This is a genomic window from Streptomyces sp. NPDC039480 (assembly GCF_055597165.1).
This window is the reverse complement of the sequence record NZ_JBVITX010000002.1, coordinates 617,327-639,536: the sequence shown is the minus strand read 5'-3', so window position 1 is coordinate 639,536 and position 22,210 is coordinate 617,327. Positions and strand designations below refer to the sequence as shown.

Genomic DNA, 22,210 nt, shown 5'->3' with positions numbered 1-22,210 from the left:
GGGGCTCCCGGCGTCTCAGTCGACCTTGATCTCGTTGTAGACGGGCACGCTGAACTGGTTCAGCGCGACGTCGGAGACCTTGTCCGAGTAGCCGGCGCTGCCGTTCTGGTACCAGAGCGGGATGGCGGGCATGTCGCGGGCGAGGATCTTCTCGGCGTCCTGGAACTTGCCGATGGCCTTGCTGGTGTCCGTCTCGCCGTTGGCTTCGTTGACGAGCTTGTCGAACTCCTCGTCGGAGAACTTGCCGTCGTTGGACGGGGCGTCCGTGAAGTAGACCGGCTCAAGGAAGTTCTGGATCAGCGGGTAGTCCATCTGCCAGCCCGCGCGCCAGGCCCCGTCGAGCTCCTGCTTGGAGGCCTTGCTGCGGAAGTCCGCGAAGGTGCCGACGGGATTGGCGACGCACGCCTTCTCCTGGTCGAGGGCCTTGTTGATGGAGTTGCAGACGGCGTCGACCCACTCCTTGTGGGAGCCGGTGTCCGCGTTGTACGTGACCTTGAGGGTGCCGCCGGGGATGCCGCCGCCCTCCTCGACCAGCTTCTTGGCCTTCTCCGCGTCGTACGTACAGGCGTCGCCGCACAGCCCCTTCTTGAAGCCGCCCTTCTCGCCGAGGACCGGCGAGGTCCAGTCGGAGGCGGGTGTCCGCGTCTTCTGGAAGATGGTGTCGGTGATCTGCTCGCGGTTGATGGCCATGGACAGGCCCCGGCGGACCTTCTCCATGCCCTCCTTCTTCCACTCGCTGTCGTAGAAGGGGAAGGAGAGGGTCTGGATGATGCCGGCGGGGGTGTTGATGTAGCGGTCGCCGAGGTCGTTCTTGGCGTTCTTGAGCTGCGAGGCGGGAACGTCGTCGACGAGGTCGAGGTTGCCGGCCATCAGGTCGGTGTAGGCGGTGTTGTTGTCGGTGTAGACCTTCATGTCCACACCGCCGTTGCGCGCCTTGTCCTCGCCGGGGTAGCCGTCCCACTTCCGCAGGGACATCTGCGAGCCCTTGGTGTACGAGTCCACGGTGTACGGGCCGTTGCCGACGGGCTTGGACAGCCAGGCGTCATGGTTGTCGTAGAACGCCTTGGGCAGCGGCGCGAAGGCCGGGTAGCCGAGGGTGTCGGGCCAGGTGGAGAACTTCTGGCTGAGCTTGACCGTGAAGGTCTTCTCGTCGACGACCTTCAGTCCGGAGAGGGTCTCGGCGCTCGGGTCGCCCTTCTCGGGGTGGACCTTGTCGTACCCCTCGATGTAGCCGAAGAAGTAGGCGTTCTTCTGGTTGTTCTTCAGATGGGCGCCGTAGTTCCAGGCGTCCACGAAGGACTTGGCGGTGATCTTCTCGCCGTTGCTGAACTTCCAGTTGTCCTTGATCTTGACGGTGAAGTTCTGCGCGTCCTTGGTCTCGATCGACTCGGCGACCATGTCCTTGGCCTCGCCGGTCTTCGGGTCGTACCGCTTGAGACCCCGGAAGAGCATGTCGAGGATCTTGCCGCCCTGCACCTCGTTGGTGTTCGCCGGTTCGAGCGGGTTCTGCGGGTCGCCCCAGGAGGAGCTCACGATGCCGGAGCCGTCACCGCCGCCACCGCCGCCGCTTCCCCCGCCCCCGCAGGCCGTCGCCGCGAGAGCGACCGCCACCGCACCTGCGGCCCACTTGGCGTGCGTGGCTCCACGCATGGAGTCCTCCTGTTCCGGCCGTAACCGTGATTCGGTTGCTCGAGTGGCTCACGTACCGCCAAATATCGCCTCAAGACGGACCTCACGCACATTTACTCCACCCGTACGAGGCCGATCCCATCCGGATGTACGCATTCCGAGACGTCGGCGCCCGCATATCGGACTCATTGCCGTGGTCACCCCGGAATGCCCCACCTCGTCCATCACGCATGATTACGCCCAGGTAATGGCATGCCCATGTTCATGCAAAGTCTTGATCAAGAAACCCAAGAGCGGCCCAAGGCGCCTGACGATTCATTGACCGCGTGGGAAACGCCTTGCGAAAGTCGCGCCTAGCCCGTGGGTGCTGGTTGTCCTGCGGATTCCTGATGACCCCTCCGGGCCTGGAGCGCCATGACCTCGCCAACTCCCGCCGTCGCCGCCACGCTTGAAGTGACGGACAAGGCATCCGGCACGCCTTCTTCGCCCAAGGACCAGGGCAGCAAGGGCCGTTCGCCGGGCCGCCTCGCCTGGACCCGGTTCAAGCGGGACAAGTCCGGCGTCGTCGCCGCATGTGTCGTGCTGTTCTTCTTTGTCGTCGCGCTGTGTGCGCCGTTGATTGCGAAGGTGTACGGCAAGAATCCCTACGACACCTACGGACTCGACCAGCCCGGGCTGCTCAACGACTTCAACTACCCGGTCAAGCCGAACGGCGGTATCGACGGGGACTTCTGGTTCGGTATCGAGCCGGTGCTCGGCAGGGACGTCTTCACCTTCCTCCTGTACGGGATCCGCAACTCCCTGCTGATCGCGACCGCGACGACGGTCCTCGTCACCCTGCTCGGCATCACCATCGGCCTCACCGCCGGATACATCGGCGGCAAGACGGACTACCTCATCGGCCGGGTCATCGACATCCTGCTGGCCTTCCCGTCCACGCTGTTCTACATCGCGTTCTTCCCGGTGATGATCTCGGTCCTGGTCAGCCCGGAGGACAAGATCCCGCTGTGGCTCACGGTCACCAGCCTCATCACGGTGATGACCGCTTTCGGCTGGGCTCCCATGGCACGACTGCTGCGCGGCGAGGTACTCGCCCTGCGCGAGCGGGAGTTCGTGGAGGCGGCCAAGGTCACCGGAGCCTCCCCGGCGCGCATCATCTTCAAGGAACTGCTCCCGAACCTGTGGACGCCGATCCTCATCCAGGCGACGCTCCTGCTGCCGCTGTTCGTCACCGCCGAGGCGGGCCTCGCCTTCCTGGGTGTCGGGCTCGAGGAGCCGACGCCGGACTGGGGAGTGATGATCCAGAACGGCTCGAAGTACTACCAGGACGACATCACCTTCATGGTGTTCCCCGGCCTCGCCATGGTGATCTTCGTGGTGGCCTTCAACCTCCTCGGCGACTCGGTGCGCGACGCGCTCGACCCGAAGACCAAACGCTGACACTCCCCAGGACCGGCACGCGCGACGGGGCCGTGACGGTCCGCTCTCCGCTCTTTTCCTTCACACAGGGTTGGTAGCCACATGTCAATCTCCCGCAGAAACCTCCTCATCTCGACATCCGTGGCGGCAGGCGGATCACTCGTCCTGTCCGCGTGCAGCAGCGGCGACTCGGGCGGGGGCAAGGGCGGATCGCACGGCGGTGCCACGGAGTACACGAACGCGTCCGTGAAGGTCGGCACCGAGGAGGACTCGACCGGGCCCGCGCCCGAGGTGCCCGGCGGACAGAAGGGCGGCACGATCTACGGTGTCGCCGAGGACGACGTGTCGCACATGGACCCGCAGCGCATCTACTTCGCGTACAACTCCTCGATCGCCAACCTGTACGCACGCTGCCTCACCGGCTACCAGACCGACATGAAGGGCCGTCAGATCCTGGTCGGTGACCTCGCCACCGACACCGGAAAGGCCTCCAACGGCAACAAGACCTGGACCTTCACGCTGAAGGACGGTCTGAAGTGGCAGGACGGCAGCGAGCTCACCGTCGACGACGTCCGACACGGCATCGAACGCGGCTGGGCCCCGTTCATCACCGAAGGCGCCATCTACGTCCAGCAGGCGCTGACGGGCAAGGGCGCCAAGTGGCGTGACGCGTACGAGGGCCCGTACAAGGGCAAGCACTTGGACTCGATCGTCACCGACAAGGCGAAGAAGACCATCACCTTCCACCTGAAGGAAGCCCGCCCGGAGTTCAACTTCACGCTGGCGATGCACTCGTACGCCGCCACGCCCGTGAAGCACGACACCAAGGAGAAGTACGACAAGGCCCCCTTCTCCTGTGGCCCCTACATCGTCAAGCACCGCACCATCGACAAGTCGATGACGCTGACGCGCAACAAGCACTGGGACCGGAAGACCGACCCGATCCGCAACGCCTACCCCGACAGCTTCGAGTTCGAGTTCGGACCGACCGGCCCCGAGTCCTGCGACCGCTTCATAGCGGACCAGGGCAAGGACCAGCAGATGGTCGCCATCTACGAGCCGATCCCGGCCGAGCGCATGCAGAAGGTGCTCACGACGCCCGACATCAAGAAGCGCAGCTTCAACGGTCTGTCGTCCGGCACCTACTACTTCGCCATCAACATGAAGCGCGTCACCGACGTCGAGGTGCGCAAGGCGCTTCTCGTCGCCTGGCCGCTGGAGCAGAGCCGCAAGATCTACGGCGGCACCACCGCGGGCGACTACGCCACGACGATCCTCAGCCCCGACATCGTCGGCCGCGAGAAGTTCGACCTCTACGGCAAGCTGGACATGCCGCAGGGTGACGTGAAGAAGGCCCACGAGATCCTGAAGAAGGCCGGCAAGCTCGGCACGAAGATCGTGTACGCCTTCCCCCGGCGCCCCACTTACGACAAGACCAAGATCGTCATCGAGAAGAACCTGAAGGCCGCCGGCTTCGACCCGGTCATCAAGCCGCTCAACTCGACGGACTTCTACGACCAGGCGCAGCGGCTGGACAACAAGTTCGACGTGATGTGGTTCGGCTGGTCCCCCGACTGGCCGACCGCCTACACCATGATCCAGCCGATGTTCGACGGCACCGCCATCGGCGACGGCCAGAACAACGTCTCGCAGTGCGACGTCCCCTGGATCAACGAGGCGATCAAGAAGAACGCCGTCATCTCGGACCCGAAGGAAGCCGGCAAGGCCTGGGCCGCGCTCGACAAGCGGATCATGAAGGAGGTCGTGCCGATCATCCCGGAGACCTACCAGCGCCGTTGGTACCTGCACGGCTCCAAGGTCGGCGGTGCCATCCACGACCCGCAGTTCGCCGCGACGCTGCTGCACAAGACCTACGTCAAGGCCTGACGACCGGCCCCCGGGGCGGGCCCACCGCGTCGTGCGCCCGCCCCGGCCCCCACCTCCCTAACGGCATCCGTCAGGAATCCCAACTGTCATGCTCCGCTTCCTCATTCGCCGCACCATCGGCGGCGCGGTCATCCTGCTGATCATCAGCGCGATCGTCTTCCTGCTCTTCTACGCCGCCCCGCGTGACCCCGCGCGCCTGGCCTGCGGCAAGGTCTGCCCGCCCGACACGCTGGCGCTGGTGAAGCACAACCTGGGGATCGCCGACCCGCTGCCGCTGCAGTACTGGCACTGGTTCGAGGGCCTGTTCGTCGGACGCGACTACGACACGTACGGCTTCTGTGACGCGCCCTGCCTCGGCTACTCCTTCCGCAACCGCGAGCCCGTCCTCGCCACCATCCTCGACCGCTTCCCGACCACTGTCTCCCTGTCGCTGGGCGCCGCGGTCGTGTTCATCATCTTCGGTGTGGGCACCGGCATGCTGGCCGCCATCAAGCAGGGCAAAGCCCTCGACAAGATCGCCTCGTCGGCCTCGCTCATCGCGTCCTCGATGCAGATCTACGTCGTCGGCGTCTTCGCCGTGTACCTCCTCACCGACCAGCTGCACCTGCTGGACCGGCCCACGTACACGCCGATCACCGAGAACCCCGCCAAGTGGTTCTCCGGACTGCTGATCCCCTGGCTCGTGCTCGCGCTCATCTTCACCGCGAACTACACACGTATGACCCGCTCCCAACTGGTCGAGACGATGAGCGAGGACTACGTCCGCACGGCCCGGGCCAAGGGCCTCTCCAGCCGCACAGTCTTCTTCCGCTTCGCCTGGCGCGGCGCGATGGGACCGATCGTCACCATCTTCGGCCTCGACGTGGGCGTGCTCCTGGGCGGCGCGATCATCACCGAGAAGACCTTCGCCCTGCACGGCATCGGCGAGCTCTCGGTGAAGGCCGTCGACACCAGCGACCTGCCTCTGTTGCTCGGCGTCGTCCTGGTCGCCGCCGCGGCGATCGTCGTCTTCAACATCATCGTCGACGCCCTCTACGCGCTGATCGACCCGCGCGTGCGGCTGTCCTAGGGCTCAGGGAGAGATCTGATGAGCACCACCCCCTTCCTGTCCGTCCGCGACCTGCGCGTCCACTTCTCCACCGAGGACGGCGTCGTCAAGGCCGTGGACGGCCTCGACTTCGAGGTGGAGCAGGGCAAGACCCTCGGCATCGTGGGCGAGTCCGGCTCCGGCAAGTCCGTCACCAACCTCGCCATCCTGGGCCTGCACCACAAGGACAGCACCGCCATCGACGGCGAGATCCTGCTCGACGGTCAGGAGCTCCTGACCGCCACCGAGCGGGAGCTGGAGAAGCTGCGCGGCAACAAGATGTCGATGATCTTCCAGGACGCGCTCGCGTCCCTGTCGCCGTACCACACCATCGGCCGGCAGATCGGCGAGACGTTCCGCAAGCACACCGGGGCCTCCAAGAAGGAGGCCAGGGACCGGTCGATCGAGATGCTGACGAAGGTCGGCATCCCCCAGCCCGACCTGCGCGTGGACGACTACCCGCACCAGTTCTCCGGCGGCATGCGGCAGCGCGCGATGATCGCGATGTCACTCGTCTGCAACCCGACGCTGCTCATCGCCGACGAGCCGACCACGGCCCTCGACGTGACGGTCCAGGCGCAGATCATGGACCTCCTGAAGGACCTGCAGCAGGAGTTCGGCACGGCGATCATCTTCATCACGCACGACCTGGGCGTGATCGCCGACATCGCGGACGACGTCCTGGTGATGTACGGCGGGCGGTGCGTGGAGCGCGGCACGAAGAAGGAGGTGCTGCGCGCGCCGCAGCACCCCTACACGTGGGGCCTGCTCGGTTCGATGCCGTCGCTGGACGGCCCGGTGGACGTGCCGCTCTCGCCGATTCCCGGTTCGCCGCCCAGCCTCCTCAACCCGCCCTCCGGGTGCCGCTTCCACCCGAGGTGCGCGTTCACGGAGCAGGTCGGGGGCGGGCGCTGCTCGGGCGAGCAGCCGCTGCTCGAGCTGACCGGGGGCCGGGGCGCCGCCTGTCACCTCAGCGACGGGCAGCGGTCGGAATTCTTCGCGGACTTCGCGGGCGACGCCGGTCGCGGCGCGCGTACCGCCGACTGACGTACAAGAGACGGGACTTCACCACGATGAGCAGCACCACTCCCACTCCTCTCCTGGATGTCAGCGGGCTGACCAAACACTTCCCGGTCATGGGCGGGTTCCCGTTCAAGCGGAAGATCGGCGCCGTGCAGGCGGTGGACGGTCTGGACTTCACCGTCGCCGAGGGCGAGAGCCTGGGCCTGGTCGGCGAGTCCGGCTGCGGCAAGTCGACGACGGGCCGCCTGATCACGCGCCTCCTGGAGCCGACCGGCGGAAAGATCTCCTACCGCGGCCAGGACATCACGCACGCCTCGCGCAGACAGCTGGCGCCGGTCCGCTCCGAGATCCAGATGATCTTCCAGGACCCGTACGCGTCGCTGAACCCGCGCCAGACGGTCGGCAAGATCATCTCGGGTCCGATGGAGGTCAACGACATCAACCCGGCGGGCGGCAGGGAGGCCCGCGTCCGCGAGCTCCTCGAAACGGTCGGCCTCAACCCCGAGCACTACAACCGCTTCCCGCACGAGTTCTCGGGCGGCCAGCGCCAACGCATCGGCGTGGCCAGGGCGCTCGCCCTGGAGCCCAAGCTGATCGTGGCGGACGAGCCGGTCTCGGCGCTCGACGTCTCGATCCAGGCGCAGGTGGTGAACCTGCTCCAGAAGCTCCAGAAGGACCTGGGCATCGCGTTCCTCTTCATCGCCCACGACCTGGCGGTGGTACGCCACTTCTCGCAGCGGGTCGCGGTCATGTACCTGGGCCGGATCGTGGAGATCGCCGACCGCGAGAGCCTGTACGGGAACCCGCGCCACCCCTACACGAAGGCGCTCCTGTCGGCGGTGCCGGAGGCGACGGCGGACGACGTCCCGCGCCGCGAACGCATCCTGCTGAAGGGCGACGTCCCCTCCCCGGTCAACCCCCCGTCGGGCTGCCGCTTCCGAACTCGCTGCTGGAAGGCGACGGACAAGTGCGCGTCGGAGGACCCGCCACTGATCCAGATCGACGGCAACCGGGACGGCCACCTGACGGCATGCCACTACCCGGAGGACTCGACGGAACTGACGGTCCCCGCGGCCCGCAAGTCGCTCTGACCGCCCCGCATTCAACAACCCGGGGCCTGCCCACCCTCCCCCTCCGGGCAGCGCCCCGCTCCCCGGAACCGGCCCGCCCTCCCCCTTGACCCGAGCGGGGCGGGGCCGGTTCCGGGCCCGTCGTACGGCCCGGTTCCTCTCAGACCGGACCGGCTACTTCACGGTGCACTCGACCAGCCCGAGCGCCGTGCTGGTGCACTTGGCGCGCTCGTCGTCCTGGATCTTCGTGTAGACGTTGATGTTCACCCAGGTCCAGCTGCCGCTCCCCCAACGGACCTTGTACTCGTTCTGGCCGCCTCGCGGACGCAGGGAGTCGGCGTCGAACCAAGTGCCCGTCTCGGTGTGCGGGGCGATGCTCTCGAGGGTGCACTTGAACGTCTTGTAGGAGATCCGCGAGCCACCGTCCTTGTTCCACACCTTGCACTTGGAGGATCCGCCCCCGAGATCGCCGGCGTAGAAGTAGTAGGGCGTCCGGTTGTCGATGGTGCCGAAAACGCCCGCCGACGCCGTGCCGGAGCCGACCAGCGTCAGCGCGCCCGTCGCTGCCAGCAGGCCTGCTCCCTTGAACAGTTTCCGCATGGTTCCCCCTCTGTTCGTACTACTTCTCGGTCCTGTCCGCCCGGTCCGGCGGCACCACCCAAAGCTGGCAGTGCCCCCGTCGGGCAACCAGAGATCTTGCGTCCCACAGTCGGCGTGGGACGTCGGCCACGCCATGGCCTGCAGAGATGAGATGAGGTCGGGACACCCGTGGGATGCTGGGCGGCAGGGCTTTCACGGGGGTGGGGGCCATGGGGCAGGCACAGGGCGGCCGGGAGCTGGCGACCGCGCTGCTCGCATTGAAGGAGCGCAGCGGACTCAGCTATCAGGAGCTGGGGCGCCGTGTGTTCGTCAGCAGCTCCACTCTGCACCGCTACTGCAACGGAAAAGGCACTCCGGGGAATTACGAGTTCCTGGTCAGGTTCGCGCAGGAATGCGGGGCGGGGCCGGATGAGCTCAGCGCGCTGCTGTGCCACTGGCAGGAGGCGGAGAGAAACCCGGACGGCTCTCCCCCCGACCCGGAGGGCCCTTTCCCTGATCATGGCGGGCCCTCCCCCGACCCCACGATCCTCCGAAGACCTGCCCGGACGCTCGACGGCAGTGGCCGTCGCCGACACCGGAGCCCGTTACTGACCCGCATCACCGCGGGCGCGCTCGTCGTGCTCTTCATACTGAGTACCGCGGTCGCCAGCTCGCCGAGGGCAGCGAAGAAGGCCGACGTGCCCATGCTGCTCGGCGCGACGAGCTGGGCCGGGGCGTCGACCCCCATTGCCCCCGAGCTGTTCGGCGTGACGATGAACAGCGCCAGCGGGGCCATGCCGTCCTTCCGCGTGGGCGCCCTGCGCCTGTGGGACAGCGAGACGCGCTGGGCTCAGATCCAGCCCCGTCGCGGCGCATTCGACTGGTCCACCCTCGACCGGCTGCTCGCGGGGGCCGAGCAGGCGGGCCTGCCCACTCTGTTCGTCTTCGGCGGTACGCCCGCGTGGGCGGCGCCGACGGCCCGTAAGGCCGCCTATCCGGAAGGCGCCCGTGCGGCGCCCCCGGACGACCTGGCGGACTGGGATGCCTTCGTACGCGCCCTCGTACGCCGTGCGGGAAAGCGCATCGACGCCTACGAATTATGGGTGGCGGCCAATCACCACCACCACTACAACGGCAGCGTGCAAACGCTCGTCGAGATGACCCGCCGTGCGAGCGGCATCATCCGCGAAAAGGACCCGGGTGCCCAGATCGTATGTCCCTCCTTCACAGAGCTGTGGAAGAGGAAATCCCACAGGCTCTTGCGACGCTTCGCGGAAATGGGCGGCTATCAATATTGCGACGCGGCGGGCGTCAAGCTCTACCAGCGCAAGAACACCGATCCGCCCGAGAGCATGCTGGAAGCCGTTCGCGGGGTGGACCTGACATTCCAGCAGGCGGGCTACCACCTGCCGTTGTGGAACACCGGTACTACGCAGACCCTGCTGCTCAACGAACCGCTGGACGACGAGACGGCAGCCGACTTCGCGGTACGTTTCTATCTGACCGGCCTGTACGCACGGAATCGCAACGTGGCACGCATGTACTTCTACGCCTGGGGGAATGGCAAGATCCCCCTCGTCCTCCAGGTCGAGGGACAGCCCCCCACCAAGGCGGCCCTTTACGTCGCCCGTCTCCAGCAGTGGCTGACCCGCGCCAGGGTCCGCTCCTGCGGGCACGGTTTGGAGCTCGCCCTCCCCGAGAACGTCTGGCAGTGCGAGTTCCTCGTCCGGGACGGTGCCGGGGCCTCCCACACCGTCCGCGTCCGCTGGGCGCACGCGGGCAGCGCAGATACGCCCGTAGGGGCGGGCGCACGACGTGTCGAGCACCTGGACGGGACCGCGCACGAGGTCGACCGTCAGGACACGGTACGCGTCACGGAGCGCCCCCTACTCATCCGCTACAAAGCCCAACCTCCACCACCGCGCCCCTGACCCTCGGCCCATTTCCATACCGCCTCCCCAGCAGCCGCTCTGGCCGGCCCGCCTTGGCTACCCTGCAGACATGGACTACGCCAAGATGCGGGCGATCGCCGAGGAGCTCGGAGCTTATTCCGAACACCTGGAGGGTTCCTGGAACGTCGAGATCGGGCCGTCAGGCCCGATACTGGCCATGATGTGCCCTTCGAAGCGCCACGAGGGCATTGTCCGCCGCATCTGCAAGCAGCTGGATCAGCAGCTCCCCGCCACTCACCCGGGCTATATCTGCGCCAACGGGCCGGAGGTCGAGCATCCATCGATCGGCCGAATGCGCCGTCCCGACGCCCTCGTGATCCCCGAAGAAGTGCTGGACGAAGAGGGGCTCGCCGTCGACGCCACGCAGGTACTGGCCGTCGTCGAGATCGTTTCGCCGTCCAATCCCAGCAATGACTATGGCGAGAAACTCCGCGAGTACCCGGCCATGGGCATCGGTCATTACCTGATCGTCGATCCCCGGACCGGAACGATCGAGGTGCACTCCGAGCCGTGTGGAGACCGCTACCGGAATAAGGAACCGTACATCTTCGGAGATGAAGTGCCGTTCGGCCCCTGGACGGTGGAGACCAGCGCATTCCGGCGCTACGGGAAGCCGGGAAACGTCGAGAGCTGGCGCTCGGGGGCGTGATGAGGGAGCGGACAAGCCGAAGCCTCCCCCGCCAGGCACTCAGCAGCGGTCCGTCGCCAGGCGTGCGTGCAGTTCCACGTCGTATCGGATGCCGTCGTACGACAACTTCTGCCGCTGCAGCCCCTCCACCGCGAAGCCGGCCGCATGGGCCACCCGGCACGAGGCGGGGTTGTTCGTACGGTGCCCCAGTTCCAGGCGGAACAGCCCGAGCTCGGTGAAGGCCCACCTCGCCGCCGCCCCGCACCCGTACGCCGCCACACCCCTCCCCCGCGCCTCCGGCGCCGTCCAGTACGACATCCAGCCGGTGCCGTGGACGCGGTCCACCGCGCCCACCGAGGCGTTACCGAGAGCCGTGCCGTCCTCGTCGACGACGGCGAAGGCGTACGCCGACCCGGCGTCACGCTCGGCCTCGCGACGCGCGACCCAACCGAGCGCCGACTCCTCGGAGTTCACCGGCTCGTCCGCCTGCCACGCCATCTCCGGTTCGGAAAAGGCGGCCAGGACGGCGACAGCGTCCTCTTCCCGCCAGGGGCGGAGACCCAGGTCACCCACGGCGGGCAGGGGCCGGAGTCACCGGGATGATCTCCGTAGGCCACTTCTGCCACCCAAGCTGGTTCATGGCGCTCCTTCTCAAAGGCTGTCCATCACGTGCTGGATCAGGCCACAACGAGTCCCGTGCTCAGTGTGACTCCGCGAACGCGAGGGCGCCCGGGACTTGTCGGTCCCGGGCGCCCCTCAGTTACGGTCACGCACTGGCCTCAGCCGACCAGTACCGCCTTCTCCTCCGCGAAGTGGCACGCCGACTCGTGGGCCGCCGGAGTGTCCTGGCCCTTGAAGCGCTCCGGGATCGCGAGCAGCGGGGTCTCCTTCGCGCACTTGTCCTCCGCCTTCCAGCAGCGGGTGCGGAAGCGGCAGCCCGAGGGCGGGTTCGCGGGGGACGGCACGTCGCCCGTCAGGATGATCCGCTCGCGGCCCTCGCGGGCCTCCGGGTCCGGGACGGGGACCGCGGAGAGCAGCGCCTGCGTGTAGGGGTGCGTCGGGTGCTCGTAGATCTGCTCGTCCGAGCCGATCTCCGCCATCTTCCCGAGGTACATCACACCCACGCGGTCCGAGATGTGCCGGACGATCGACAGGTCGTGCGCGATGAAGAGGTAGGAGAGGTTGAACTCGTCCTGGAGCTTCTCCATCAGGTTGATGACCTGGGCCTGGACGGAGACGTCCAGGGCCGAGACCGGCTCGTCGCAGATGATGATCTCGGGGTTGAGGGCCAGACCGCGCGCGATGCCGATGCGCTGGCGCTGACCGCCCGAGAACTGGTGCGGATAGCGGTTGATGTACTCGGGGTTGAGGCCGACGACGTCCAGGAGTTCCTGGACCTTCTGGCGGCGCGAGCCCTTCGGGGCCACCTCGGGGTGGATCTCGAAGGGCTCCCCGATGATGTCGCCCACCGTCATCCGGGGGTTCAGGGACGTGTAGGGGTCCTGGAACACCATCTGGATGTTGCGGCGGACCGCCTTCAGCGCGCGCCCGGACAGCTTGGTGATGTCCTGGCCCTTGTAGAAGACCTCGCCGGCCGTGGCCCGCTCCAGGGTCATCAGGAGCTTGGCGACCGTGGACTTGCCACAGCCGGACTCGCCCACGATGCCCAGCGTCTCGCCCTGGTACAGATCGAAGGAGATGCCGTCGACCGCCTTGACCGCGCCGACCTGCTTCTTGAGCAGAATTCCCTGGGTGAGAGGGAAGTGCTTGACCAGGTTGCGGACCTGGAGGATCGGCTCGCCGCGCTCGACCGGCGCCTCGATGGCCGCGACGGCCTCCTCGGCGGTGGCCGCCTCGACCGTTTCCACCTCGGAGACGTTCGGCGTTTCGTCCTGAGGCCCGTCGGACTTCTTGAGCGGCTCAGCCATGGATCGTCTCCTTCCAGAAGTGGCACGCGCTGCCGCGGCCCGGCAGCTCCGCGCCGTCCTGCTCGGTGACCGGCACGAGCGCCGGGACATCCGTGCGGCAGATGTCCTGCGCCTTGGGGCAGCGCGGGTTGAACGCGCAACCGCCGGGGATCTTGAGCAGGTTGGGCGGCAGGCCCTTGATCGCGTAGAGCTCCTGGCCCTTCTGGTCCAGGCGCGGGATCGAGTCCAGCAGGCCGCGGGTGTACGGGTGCGCGGGGCGCTTGTACAGCTCGTGCACCGGCGCCGTCTCGACGATCCGGCCCGCGTACATGACCGCGATCTTGTCCGCGACGTCGGCGACGACGCCGAGGTCGTGGGTGATCAGGATCAGACCCATGTTGTACTCGCGCTGGAGCTCGGCCAGCAGGTCCATGACCTGTGCCTGGACCGTCACGTCGAGCGCCGTGGTGGGCTCGTCCGCGATGATCAGGTCCGGCTCCAGGGCGAGCGCCATCGCGATCATGATGCGCTGGCGCATACCGCCGGAGAACTGGTGCGGGTAGTCGTTCACCCGCTCCTTGGCGGCCGGGATCTTGACCTTCTCCATCAGTTCGATGGCCTTGGCCTTGGCCTGCTTGCGGCTCATGCCCTCGTGCACCCGGAACATCTCGCCGAGCTGGTAGCCCACCGAGAGGACGGGGTTGAGCGAGGACAGCGCGTCCTGGAAGATCATCGCGATCTTGCGGCCGCGGATCTTCCTGCGCTCCTCGCCCGACATCTTGAGCATGTCCTGGCCGCGGAAGAGGATCTCGCCCTGCGGGATCTTGCCGGGCGGCATGTCGAGGATGCCCATGATGGCCTGGGCCGTCACGGACTTGCCGGAGCCCGACTCACCGAGGACCGCGAGCGTTTCGCCCGCGTCCACGCTGTAGTTGACGCCGTTGACGGCCTTGACCACACCGTCGCGGGTGTGGAACTCGACGTGGAGGTCATTCACGTCCAGGAGCCGGCCACTCTTCTCCTCACCCGAGCGGGGGGCGGGGATGGAGTCGGCCTTGAGATCGATGCTGGTCATGTACGCCTCCCTCAGCGCAGCTTCGGGTCGAGGGCTTCGCGTACGGCGTCACCCATCATGATGAACGCCAACACCGTGATGCTCAGCATTCCTGCCGGGAAGAACAGCGTGTGCGGGTTGTTCCGGATGTCCTGCGTCGCGTCGGAGATGTCGCCGCCCCACGAGATGGCGCCGTCCCCGAGGCCGAGGCCCAGGTACGACAGGGTCGACTCGGCCACGATGTACGTGCCGAGCGAGATGGTCGCCACGACGATCACCGGGGCGACCGCGTTCGGCAGGATGTGGCGGAACAGGATCCGCTTCGTCCCGGCACCGAGGGCACGCGCCGCCACCACGTAGTCGGAGTGCTTGGTGGTGATGACCGCGCCACGCATCACGCGGGCGATCTGCGTCCAGCCCAGGAAGGCCAGCGCGCCCATCACGACCCACACGGTGCGGTCGGTGAAGGCGTTCAGGACGACCATCGCGCCGAGCAGGAACGGGATGCCGAAGAACACGTCGATGAGACGCGAGATCAGGCTGTCCCAGAAGCCGCCGAAGTAGCCGGCGAGCATGCCGCAGAGGCCGCCGAAGAGGGTGACCAGCAGGGTCACACCGACGCCGACGAGGATGGAGTTGCGCGCGCCGTGGACGACACGCGAGTAGATGCTGCGGCCCGTCCTGTCGTATCCGAACCAGTCGGCCTGGAAGAAGTGGCTGAGCTCGGGCTTGCCCAGGAAGTGGTTGACCTGGTCGCCCGTCTCCGGGTCCGCGCCGGTGAACATGCCCGGGAAGGCCGCCACGAGCAGCAGGATCAGGATCAGGACCGCCGAGATCACGAAGAGCGGATTGCGCCGCAGCTCCCGCCAGGCGTCGCCCCAGAGGCTGCGGGGCTTGCCCGTCGAGGCCGGGGCGGAGACCGCGGAACCCGCCACGACTTCGTCCTGCGCCGCCGCGGTCTCGTCCGTGGTCGAGGTCTTGGTCAGATCAGGCATAACGGATCCTCGGGTCCAGGACCGCGTAAAGCAGGTCGACGATCAGGCTGGCTGCGAGGTACACGAGCACCAGGACGGTGACGACACCGACGATGACCGCGCCCTCACGGCGGGCCAGCGCCTGGAAGAGCAGGTTGCCGACGCCCGTCACGTTGAAGATGCCCTCGGTGATGACCGCGCCACCCATCAGGGTGCCGATGTCCGTACCGAGGTAGGTGACGACCGGGATCAGCGAGTTGCGCAGCAGGTGCCGGGTGACGATGCGCTGCCGGGGCAGGCCCTTGGCGACCGCGGTGCGCATGTAGTCGGCCTGCCGGTTCTCCGCGATGGAGGTGCGGGTCAGGCGGGCCACATAGGCGAGGCCGACCATGCCGAGCACGAGCGCCGGCACGAGCAACTGACCCATGTTCTCGGAGTCTTGGACCGTTGGTGTGATCCAGCCCAGCTCGTTGCCGAAGAACAGCTGGCAGAGCAGGCCGACCACGAAGATCGGTACGGAGATCACCAGAAGGGTGAAGAGCGTGACCGTGTTGTCGACGAACCGGCCGCGCCGGATGCCCGCGAGGACACCGAGCGTGATGCCGACGATGAGCTCGAACGTCCAGGCCATGGAGGCCAGTCGCATCGAGACCGGGAAAGCCTGGGTGATCTCGTCGAGCACCGGCCGGTTACCGGCGATGGTGTTGCCGAAGTCCCCTTGCAGCAGACCGCCCATGTAGTGCAGGTACTGCTCCCAGAGGGGCAGATCGAGACCACGGTCGTGCCGGATCTGCGCGACCTGCGCGGGGTCCGGCGGCTTGTCGCCCCACAGCGCCCGCACGGGGTCGCCGGGGAGCACGTTGACCATGATGAAGATCAGCAGGGTTGTCCCGATGAAGACCGGGATCATCTGGAGCAGTCGCCGCGCGACGTAACGCCCCATTGGTGCCTCCGTCCAATCCGGAGCCGCCCGAAGCGACGCCCGGGGATGACCGGGCGTCGCTTCGGGAACGGACCTCCGTCGACTACTTCTCGAAGACCTCGATGTCGGCCAGGACGGGGTCGCCGGCCTGGTCGAACACGACGTTCTTCACGTTCTTGGAGTGCGCGGAGAGCGTCTTGTTGTACCAGAGCGGGATGCCCGGGAAGCTGTTCTGCAGCTCCTTCTCGGCCTCCTGGTACAGCTCCGCGGACTCCTCGATCGTCTTGGCGGCGTCGGCCTTCTTGGTCAGCGCGTCGAACTTCTTGTCCGAGAAGCCGCCCTTGTTGCCGTCGACGCCGGTGCCGTAGAGGTCGGCGAGGAAGTTGCCGTTGAACGGGTAGTCGAGCACCCAGCCCGACCGGTACATGGCCTTGACCTGCTTCTTGTCCCGCACCTCGGTGTCGGCCTGGAAGTCGGTCTTCGGGTCGCCGACGCACTTCACGCCGGTCGACTTGGTGATGCTGTTGCACACCGCCGTGACCCAGCCCTTGTGCGGCTGGTCGGCGTTGTACTGGATGGAGAGCTTGTTGCCCGGAACGCCGCCGCCGTCCTCGACGAACTGCTTGGCCTTCTTCGGGTCGAACTTGCAGTACTCGCCACAGGCGCCGGCCTTGTAGCCCTTGACGCCCTTGGCGACCCAGCCGGAGGCCGGCTCGCGGGTGCCCGCGAACGTGGTCTTGGCGATCGTCTCGCGGTCGATGGCCATCGAAAGGCCCTGGATGACCTTGACGTCCATGTCCTTGAACGTCTTGCTGTAGAACGCCGGGTTGACCGTGTTGATCGCCGAGAAGTCCTGCTCGATGGCGCGGTCGCCGAAGTCCTGCTTGAAGTTGGCGAGCTCGCTGTCCGGGATCAGCGGCATCGTGTCGACGTTGTCCGAGCGCAGGTCGTTGTACGCGGCCTGCGGCGTCGTGTACGCCTTGAAGTTGATGCCGCCGTTCTTCGGCTTCTTCTCACCCTTGTAGCCGGACCAGGCGGTGACCTGGATCGACTTCTTGTGGTCCCAGCTCTTGAACTTGTAGGGACCGTTGCCGACGGGCGACTCGCCGTACTTCTTCGGGTCCTTCAGCGCGGCCGAGGGCATCGGGAAGAAGGGCTGGTAGACCAGCTTGTACGCGTAGTACGGGATGCCGTTCTTCAGCGTGATGGTGAAGGTGTTCTCGTCGACGACCTTCAGGCCGGACATGGCCTTCTTCTTCGCCTTGCCCTTCTCCGGGTGCACATCCTCGTAACCGACGATGTCGCGGTACCAGGAGCTGTTCTGCTGGGCGTTGGCCGGGTCGGCGGCCCAGTTCCAGGCGTCGACGTACGACTTGGCGGTGACGGCCTCGCCGTTGTGGAACTTCCAGCCCGGCTTCAGCTTGACGGTCCACACCTTGTTCGCCTTGTCGGGGGTGACCGACTCGGCGTTCTCGTAGGTGATCTCGCCCTGCTTGTCGTAGTGGACCAGGCCCGTGAAGAGCGAGTCGATGACGACGCTGCCGTACGCCTCCATGGTGTTGGACGGCTGCAGAGCGTTCTGCGGCTCACCATTGGCGTAACTGACGATCCCCTTGGGGTCGACCTTTCCGCTGCCATTGCTGTCACTGTCGCCGCCGCCACAAGCGGTGGCGGTCAGCGCCACAACACCGGCTATCGCGACCCACTTGGCGCTCTTGGCACCACGCATGGGGTTCCTCCTCATGAGTCCACTTGTTCACTACAAGAGGGGGTACGTGCAACCGCGCCGACACCCCTGACGGCGAAGATCGAGTACCCCAGTGTGCTCGTGAGTCGGCGCTCCCCACAGCGCGTGACCCATTGACCCGAGCTATACGCGGTCAACTATTAGCCATGCGGTACCGGTCGACCACACTCTTTTGGTCTCGGTTCAATCACACCTGGCACGTACAACTTCCAAAATCCGGACAAACCGATCCGAGATAGATGGTTGCGAAACGGACGTGTTACACATCTAACGGTCAGTGACGTCCGGATAGCGGACACTTCGTGGTCAAAAACCGGTTGCCGGGAGAGCTCCGCTCGGCACCGGCCACACCGTACCCGTCAGCGGAAACGCAAGAGGCCGACTTCCGCCCAACTCCCTCGGGAGCAGCGAAAATCGGCCTCTTGAGCGGCTGTCTGCCGCTAACCGCCTACATCAGCGGGTCAGCTGTGCTTGGCGCGGGACGCGGAACGGCCGCGCTCCTTCTGGTCCAGAACGACCTTGCGGATGCGCACGGCCTCCGGGGTCACCTCGACGCACTCGTCGTCGCGGCAGAACTCCAGGGACTGCTCGAGCGACAGCTTGCGCGGCGGCACGATCGCCTCGAAGGAGTCGGCGGAGGCGGAGCGCATGTTGGTGAGCTTCTTCTCCTTGGTGATGTTCACGTCCATGTCGTCGGCGCGGGAGTTCTCGCCGACGATCATGCCCTCGTACACCTCGGTGCCGGGCTCGGTGAACAGCACGCCGCGCTCCTGGAGGTTCGTCATCGCGAAGGCGGTGACGGCGCCGGCGCGGTCGGCGACCAGAGAGCCGTTGTTACGGGTCTTCAGCTCGCCGAACCACGGCTCGTGGCCCTCGTGGATGGAGTGGGCGATGCCCGTGCCGCGGGTCTGCGTCAGGAACTCCGTACGGAAGCCGATGAGGCCGCGGGACGGCACGACGAACTCCAGACGGACCCAGCCGGAGCCGTGGTTCGACATGTTGTCCATGCGGCCCTTGCGGACGCCCATGAGCTGCGTGACGGCGCCCATGTGCTCCTCGGGCACGTCGATCGTCATGCGCTCGACGGGCTCGTGCGTCTTGCCGTCGATCTGGCGGGTGACCACCTGCGGCTTGCCGATGGTCATCTCGAAGCCCTCGCGGCGCATCTGCTCGACCAGGATGGCCAGCGCCAGCTCACCGCGGCCCTGCACCTCCCAGGCGTCCGGGCGCTCGGTGTCGAGGACGCGCAGCGAGACGTTACCGATCAGCTCGCGCTCCAGGCGGTCCTTGACCTGGCGGGCGGTGACCTTGCGGTCCTTGACCGCGGACTTGGCGTCCGCGCCCTTGCCGGTGCCGCCGCGGCCGACCAGCGGCGAGGTGTTCGTACCGATGGTCATGGAGATCGCCGGCTCGTCGACCGTGATCAGCGGCAGCGCGATCGGGTTCTCCGGGTCGGCCAGGGTCTCGCCGATCATGATGTCGGGGATACCGGCGACCGCGCAGATGTCGCCCGGGCCCGCCATCTCGGCCGGCTTGCGGGTGAGCGCCTCGGTCATCATCAGCTCGGTGATGCGGACGTTCGCGATGGTGCCGTCGCGCTTGATCCACGCGACCGTCTGGCCCTTGCGCAGCTCGCCCTGCTCGACGCGGAGCAGCGCGATGCGGCCGAGGAAGTTGTCGGCGTCCAGGTTGGTGACGTGCGCCTGGAGCGGGGCGCTCTCGTCGTACGTCGGGGCCGGGACGTGCTCCAGGATCGTGGAGAAGAACGGCTCCAGGTTGGTGGAGTCCGCCGGGACCGTGCCGTCCTCCGGCTTGGTCAGCGAGGCGACGCCGTCACGGCCACAGGCGTAGACGATCGGGAACTCGATCTGGTCCTCGTCCGCGTCCAGGTCGAGGAAGAGGTCGTACGTCTCGTTGACGACCTCGTCGATCCGGGAGTCGGGGCGGTCCGTCTTGTTGATGCAGAGGATCACGGGCAGCCGCTGCTGCAGCGCCTTGCGCAGCACGAAGCGGGTCTGCGGGAGCGGGCCCTCGGAGGCGTCGACCAGCAGGACGACCGCGTCCACCATCGACAGACCGCGCTCGACCTCGCCACCGAAGTCGGCGTGGCCGGGGGTGTCGATGATGTTGATCGTGATCGGGTCCCCGCCGTCCTTGGGGTGGTACTTCACCGCCGTGTTCTTGGCGAGGATCGTGATGCCCTTCTCACGCTCCAGGTCGTTCGAGTCCATCATGCGGTCGTCGAGGGACTCGGCGGCGTGCGCGGCGAAGGAACCGGCCTGCTTGAGCATGGCGTCGACGATGGTCGTCTTGCCATGGTCGACGTGAGCGACGATGGCGACGTTGCGGATATCGTGACGCGTCGAGGTCACAGGCATAGTGCGGCGTACTCCTGGAGTGAGTGGATGGTCACACGCACCTCTGAAGTACGCGAACCCTGCCGGGCTGGACACGCCACGGCCTCACCCCAGTCTACGTGTCCCTCGCGGAGGCAGCCTCCGCGGGGGCTTTGCAGGGGTGGGGAAAGCCTCGGGAACTATGGGGAAACAGCAGGTCAATGGGTAGAACGAGCTTGCCCGCCGGGGTGGCCGGCGGGCAAGAGAGTTGAGCGTAATCTGAGCCGTTACTTCTTGGACGGGCCCGCGGAGGCCTTCGCGCCCGGCTTGAGGAAGCCGATGTCCTCGTAGTGCGGGGCCTGGAAGCCGAACGCTCCGGCGTTCGCCAGGTTCGGCCGGGCGGCCAGCAGCTGGGGGCGCTGGTAGAGGGGGATGGAGCCCGCCTCGGCCCAGATGCGGGCGTCCGCCTTCCGGACCAGGGAGCGCGCCTCGTCCTCGTCCAGCTCGCCGACGGCCTGCTCGAAGAGCTGGTCGATGTGGTCCGTGCCGACGCGCGTGTAGTTCTGCTCGACGTTCAGCGAGCCGTCCGCGGCCGGCACCGGCTTGGCGAAGATCGGACGGGCGTCGGTGGCGGGGAAGGCCGACGCGGGCCATGAGTACAGGGCCAGGTCGTACTGGCCGGACGCGATGTGGTCCTTGAAGTAGCTCTCGTCGGCGACCTTCGCCGTCTCCGTGCGGACGCCGATCTTCTGCAGCATCCGGGAGATCCGGTCGGCCACCGCGCGCAGCGACTCCGACCCCTCCCCCGAGGGCAGCACGAAACGGAGGGTGAGGGGCTTGCCGTCCTTGGCCAGCGGGCCGCCCGCGGCCTTCGCCGCCCCCTTGGGCGCGGCGGTGCCCTTCGGGGCGTACGCGCCGGGGGCGCCGCCCTTGGCGTGCTGCCTGGAGTGGTCTCCCGGCTCCCGCTTCTTCTCCTTGTCGGCCTCGCGGGGCAGGGCGACGACGTCGGCCTGCCGGTTCAGGACGGCCCGCTGGTAGGCGGCCGCGGGGGCGGGGGCGAGCACGGAGGTGCCGTTCTCACTGGGCTTGCCGTCCTCTTCGCCGACGATGTAGGTGCCGTCGTCCGAGGCGCCGTCGTCCGAGGACTTGGCCTTCCCCTTCTCCGTATGCGTCGACTTCTCCCCCTTCGCCCCGTTCTCGCCCTTCTCGCCCCTCTTCGTGTCCTTCTCGTCGGCCTCGCCGCCCGCCGCCTTCTCCCCCTTCTCCTTCTCGGTCCCGTCCTTCTTGCCCTTCAGGGCGCCCGGGGTCCAGCCGGCGTCCGCGAGCAGCGCCCGCGCCTCTGCGGTGTCCTGCTTGCCGAGGGCTCCGCTGTTGTCCGCGTACGCCTGCTGCCCCGCGAGGGCGAGATGGCTGCCGACGGGGACGGCGGGCAGGCCGAGCGGCTTGAGGACGGTCTTCGCCAGCTCCTTGCGGTTCAGGGCGCGGGCGACCGCGCGGCGCACCCGGTCGTCGGCGAGCGGGCCCTCGGAGCCGTTGAGCGCGAGCTGGGTGTAGGCCGGTTCCAGGGACTTGCGGACCACGTAGCCGCGCAGGCCCGCCTGTTCGGTGGCGTACTCCTTGACCGCCTTGGCGGTCCGGGCGCGCGCCTCGATCTCCGCGTCGGCGGCCTCCTCGTCGGAGCCGTGGGCGATCGCCCAGGAGCGCAGCGCCTTGCCGGGGGTGAGCCCGGCGCCTGGGCCGTGCGCCTGCGGGCCCTCGGGACCGTGCGCCTGCGGGCCCCCGGCCCCCTCGTCCCGGGCGGCCCCGGTGATCCGTCCGGCCTCCGCCGCGTCGATCGTGGCGAGGTCGACCTTGCCCTTGGCGAGCGCCTCGGTCCGCTCGGCGCGCGCCACCTCGCGCAGCACGATCCTGTCGAGCTTGGCCGGGCGGCCCCACCAGCGCGGGTTGCGCTCCAGCGTGACGTCACCGGCCTTGCGGTCGACGGCCCCGAGCGCGA

The 22,210-nt window shown here is 67.3% G+C and carries 17 protein-coding genes; 7 read left to right on the top strand and 10 right to left on the bottom strand.

From position 1 onward, the window contains the following. Positions 1-15 precede the first annotated feature (15 nt). The gene (locus tag ACZ56E_RS08955; protein WP_471212544.1) at positions 16-1,650 is read right to left on the bottom strand and encodes a peptide ABC transporter substrate-binding protein; all 1,635 of its coding nucleotides are present in this window, start codon (positions 1,648-1,650) and stop codon (positions 16-18) included. Between the two features lie 393 nt (positions 1,651-2,043). Between ACZ56E_RS08955 and ACZ56E_RS08950 the strand changes: the two genes are divergently transcribed. The 5 genes from ACZ56E_RS08950 (at position 2,044) to ACZ56E_RS08930 (ending at position 8,136) form a co-directional block, all read left to right on the top strand. Beyond that, positions 2,044-3,069 (top strand): ABC transporter permease, encoded by a 1,026-nt coding sequence (locus ACZ56E_RS08950; RefSeq protein ID WP_471212543.1) that lies wholly within the window; start codon positions 2,044-2,046, stop codon positions 3,067-3,069. A gap of 81 nt (positions 3,070-3,150) precedes the next feature. Further along, on the top strand, positions 3,151-4,935 hold the full coding sequence (locus ACZ56E_RS08945) for an ABC transporter substrate-binding protein (protein WP_471212539.1): 1,785 nt from the start codon (positions 3,151-3,153) through the stop codon (positions 4,933-4,935). Positions 4,936-5,023: 88 nt separating this feature from the next. Continuing rightward, positions 5,024-6,004 (top strand): ABC transporter permease, encoded by a 981-nt coding sequence (locus tag ACZ56E_RS08940; protein ID WP_471212535.1) that lies wholly within the window; start codon positions 5,024-5,026, stop codon positions 6,002-6,004. Positions 6,005-6,022: 18 nt separating this feature from the next. Beyond that, positions 6,023-7,069 (top strand): ABC transporter ATP-binding protein, encoded by a 1,047-nt coding sequence (locus ACZ56E_RS08935; protein WP_471212534.1) that lies wholly within the window; start codon positions 6,023-6,025, stop codon positions 7,067-7,069. Between the two features lie 26 nt (positions 7,070-7,095). Continuing rightward, a complete protein-coding gene (locus ACZ56E_RS08930; protein ID WP_471212531.1) occupies positions 7,096-8,136 on the top strand; it encodes an ABC transporter ATP-binding protein in 1,041 nt (346 codons plus the stop codon). A gap of 153 nt (positions 8,137-8,289) precedes the next feature. Here ACZ56E_RS08930 and ACZ56E_RS08925 read toward each other — a convergent pair whose 3' ends face one another. Beyond that, positions 8,290-8,715 (bottom strand): hypothetical protein, encoded by a 426-nt coding sequence (locus ACZ56E_RS08925; protein ID WP_471212529.1) that lies wholly within the window; start codon positions 8,713-8,715, stop codon positions 8,290-8,292. A 209-nt stretch (positions 8,716-8,924) separates the two neighbouring features. On the opposite strand from ACZ56E_RS08925, the gene ACZ56E_RS08920 reads away from it, so the two are divergent. Continuing rightward, positions 8,925-10,625 carry a helix-turn-helix domain-containing protein gene (locus ACZ56E_RS08920; RefSeq protein WP_471212528.1) on the top strand — a complete coding sequence of 567 codons (1,701 nt, stop codon included), beginning with the start codon at positions 8,925-8,927 and terminating at the stop codon, positions 10,623-10,625. Between the two features lie 70 nt (positions 10,626-10,695). After that, positions 10,696-11,295, top strand: a complete 600-nt coding sequence (locus ACZ56E_RS08915) for a Uma2 family endonuclease (RefSeq protein ID WP_471212527.1) — start codon at positions 10,696-10,698, stop codon at positions 11,293-11,295. Between the two features lie 39 nt (positions 11,296-11,334). On the opposite strand, the gene ACZ56E_RS08910 is transcribed toward ACZ56E_RS08915, so the two are convergent. The 8 genes from ACZ56E_RS08910 to ACZ56E_RS08875 all read right to left on the bottom strand — a co-directional run. Further along, positions 11,335-11,847, bottom strand: a complete 513-nt coding sequence (locus ACZ56E_RS08910) for a GNAT family N-acetyltransferase (RefSeq protein ID WP_471212524.1) — start codon at positions 11,845-11,847, stop codon at positions 11,335-11,337. Positions 11,848-12,053: 206 nt separating this feature from the next. Further along, positions 12,054-13,202 (bottom strand): ABC transporter ATP-binding protein, encoded by a 1,149-nt coding sequence (locus ACZ56E_RS08905; RefSeq protein ID WP_471212522.1) that lies wholly within the window; start codon positions 13,200-13,202, stop codon positions 12,054-12,056. Continuing rightward, positions 13,195-14,256 (bottom strand): ABC transporter ATP-binding protein, encoded by a 1,062-nt coding sequence (locus ACZ56E_RS08900; RefSeq protein WP_468609227.1) that lies wholly within the window; start codon positions 14,254-14,256, stop codon positions 13,195-13,197. Before ACZ56E_RS08900 ends, ACZ56E_RS08905 begins: the two co-directional genes overlap by 8 nt. An 11-nt stretch (positions 14,257-14,267) precedes the next feature. Beyond that, positions 14,268-15,230, bottom strand: a complete 963-nt coding sequence (locus ACZ56E_RS08895) for an ABC transporter permease (protein WP_471212520.1) — start codon at positions 15,228-15,230, stop codon at positions 14,268-14,270. After that, complete coding sequence (locus tag ACZ56E_RS08890; protein WP_398300810.1) at positions 15,223-16,152, bottom strand: ABC transporter permease; 930 nt, start codon at positions 16,150-16,152, stop codon at positions 15,223-15,225. The genes ACZ56E_RS08895 and ACZ56E_RS08890 overlap by 8 nt, the downstream gene beginning before the upstream one ends. 82 nt (positions 16,153-16,234) lie before the next feature. Further along, complete coding sequence (locus ACZ56E_RS08885) at positions 16,235-17,860, bottom strand: peptide ABC transporter substrate-binding protein (protein ID WP_471212517.1); 1,626 nt, start codon at positions 17,858-17,860, stop codon at positions 16,235-16,237. Positions 17,861-18,339: 479 nt separating this feature from the next. Beyond that, a complete protein-coding gene (gene typA / locus ACZ56E_RS08880) occupies positions 18,340-20,256 on the bottom strand; it encodes a translational GTPase TypA (protein ID WP_468609231.1) in 1,917 nt (638 codons plus the stop codon). Positions 20,257-20,501: 245 nt separating this feature from the next. Continuing rightward, positions 20,502-22,210, bottom strand: a 1,709-nt coding sequence (locus tag ACZ56E_RS08875; protein ID WP_471212514.1) for an ABC transporter substrate-binding protein, incomplete at its 5' end; no start/stop codon positions are given.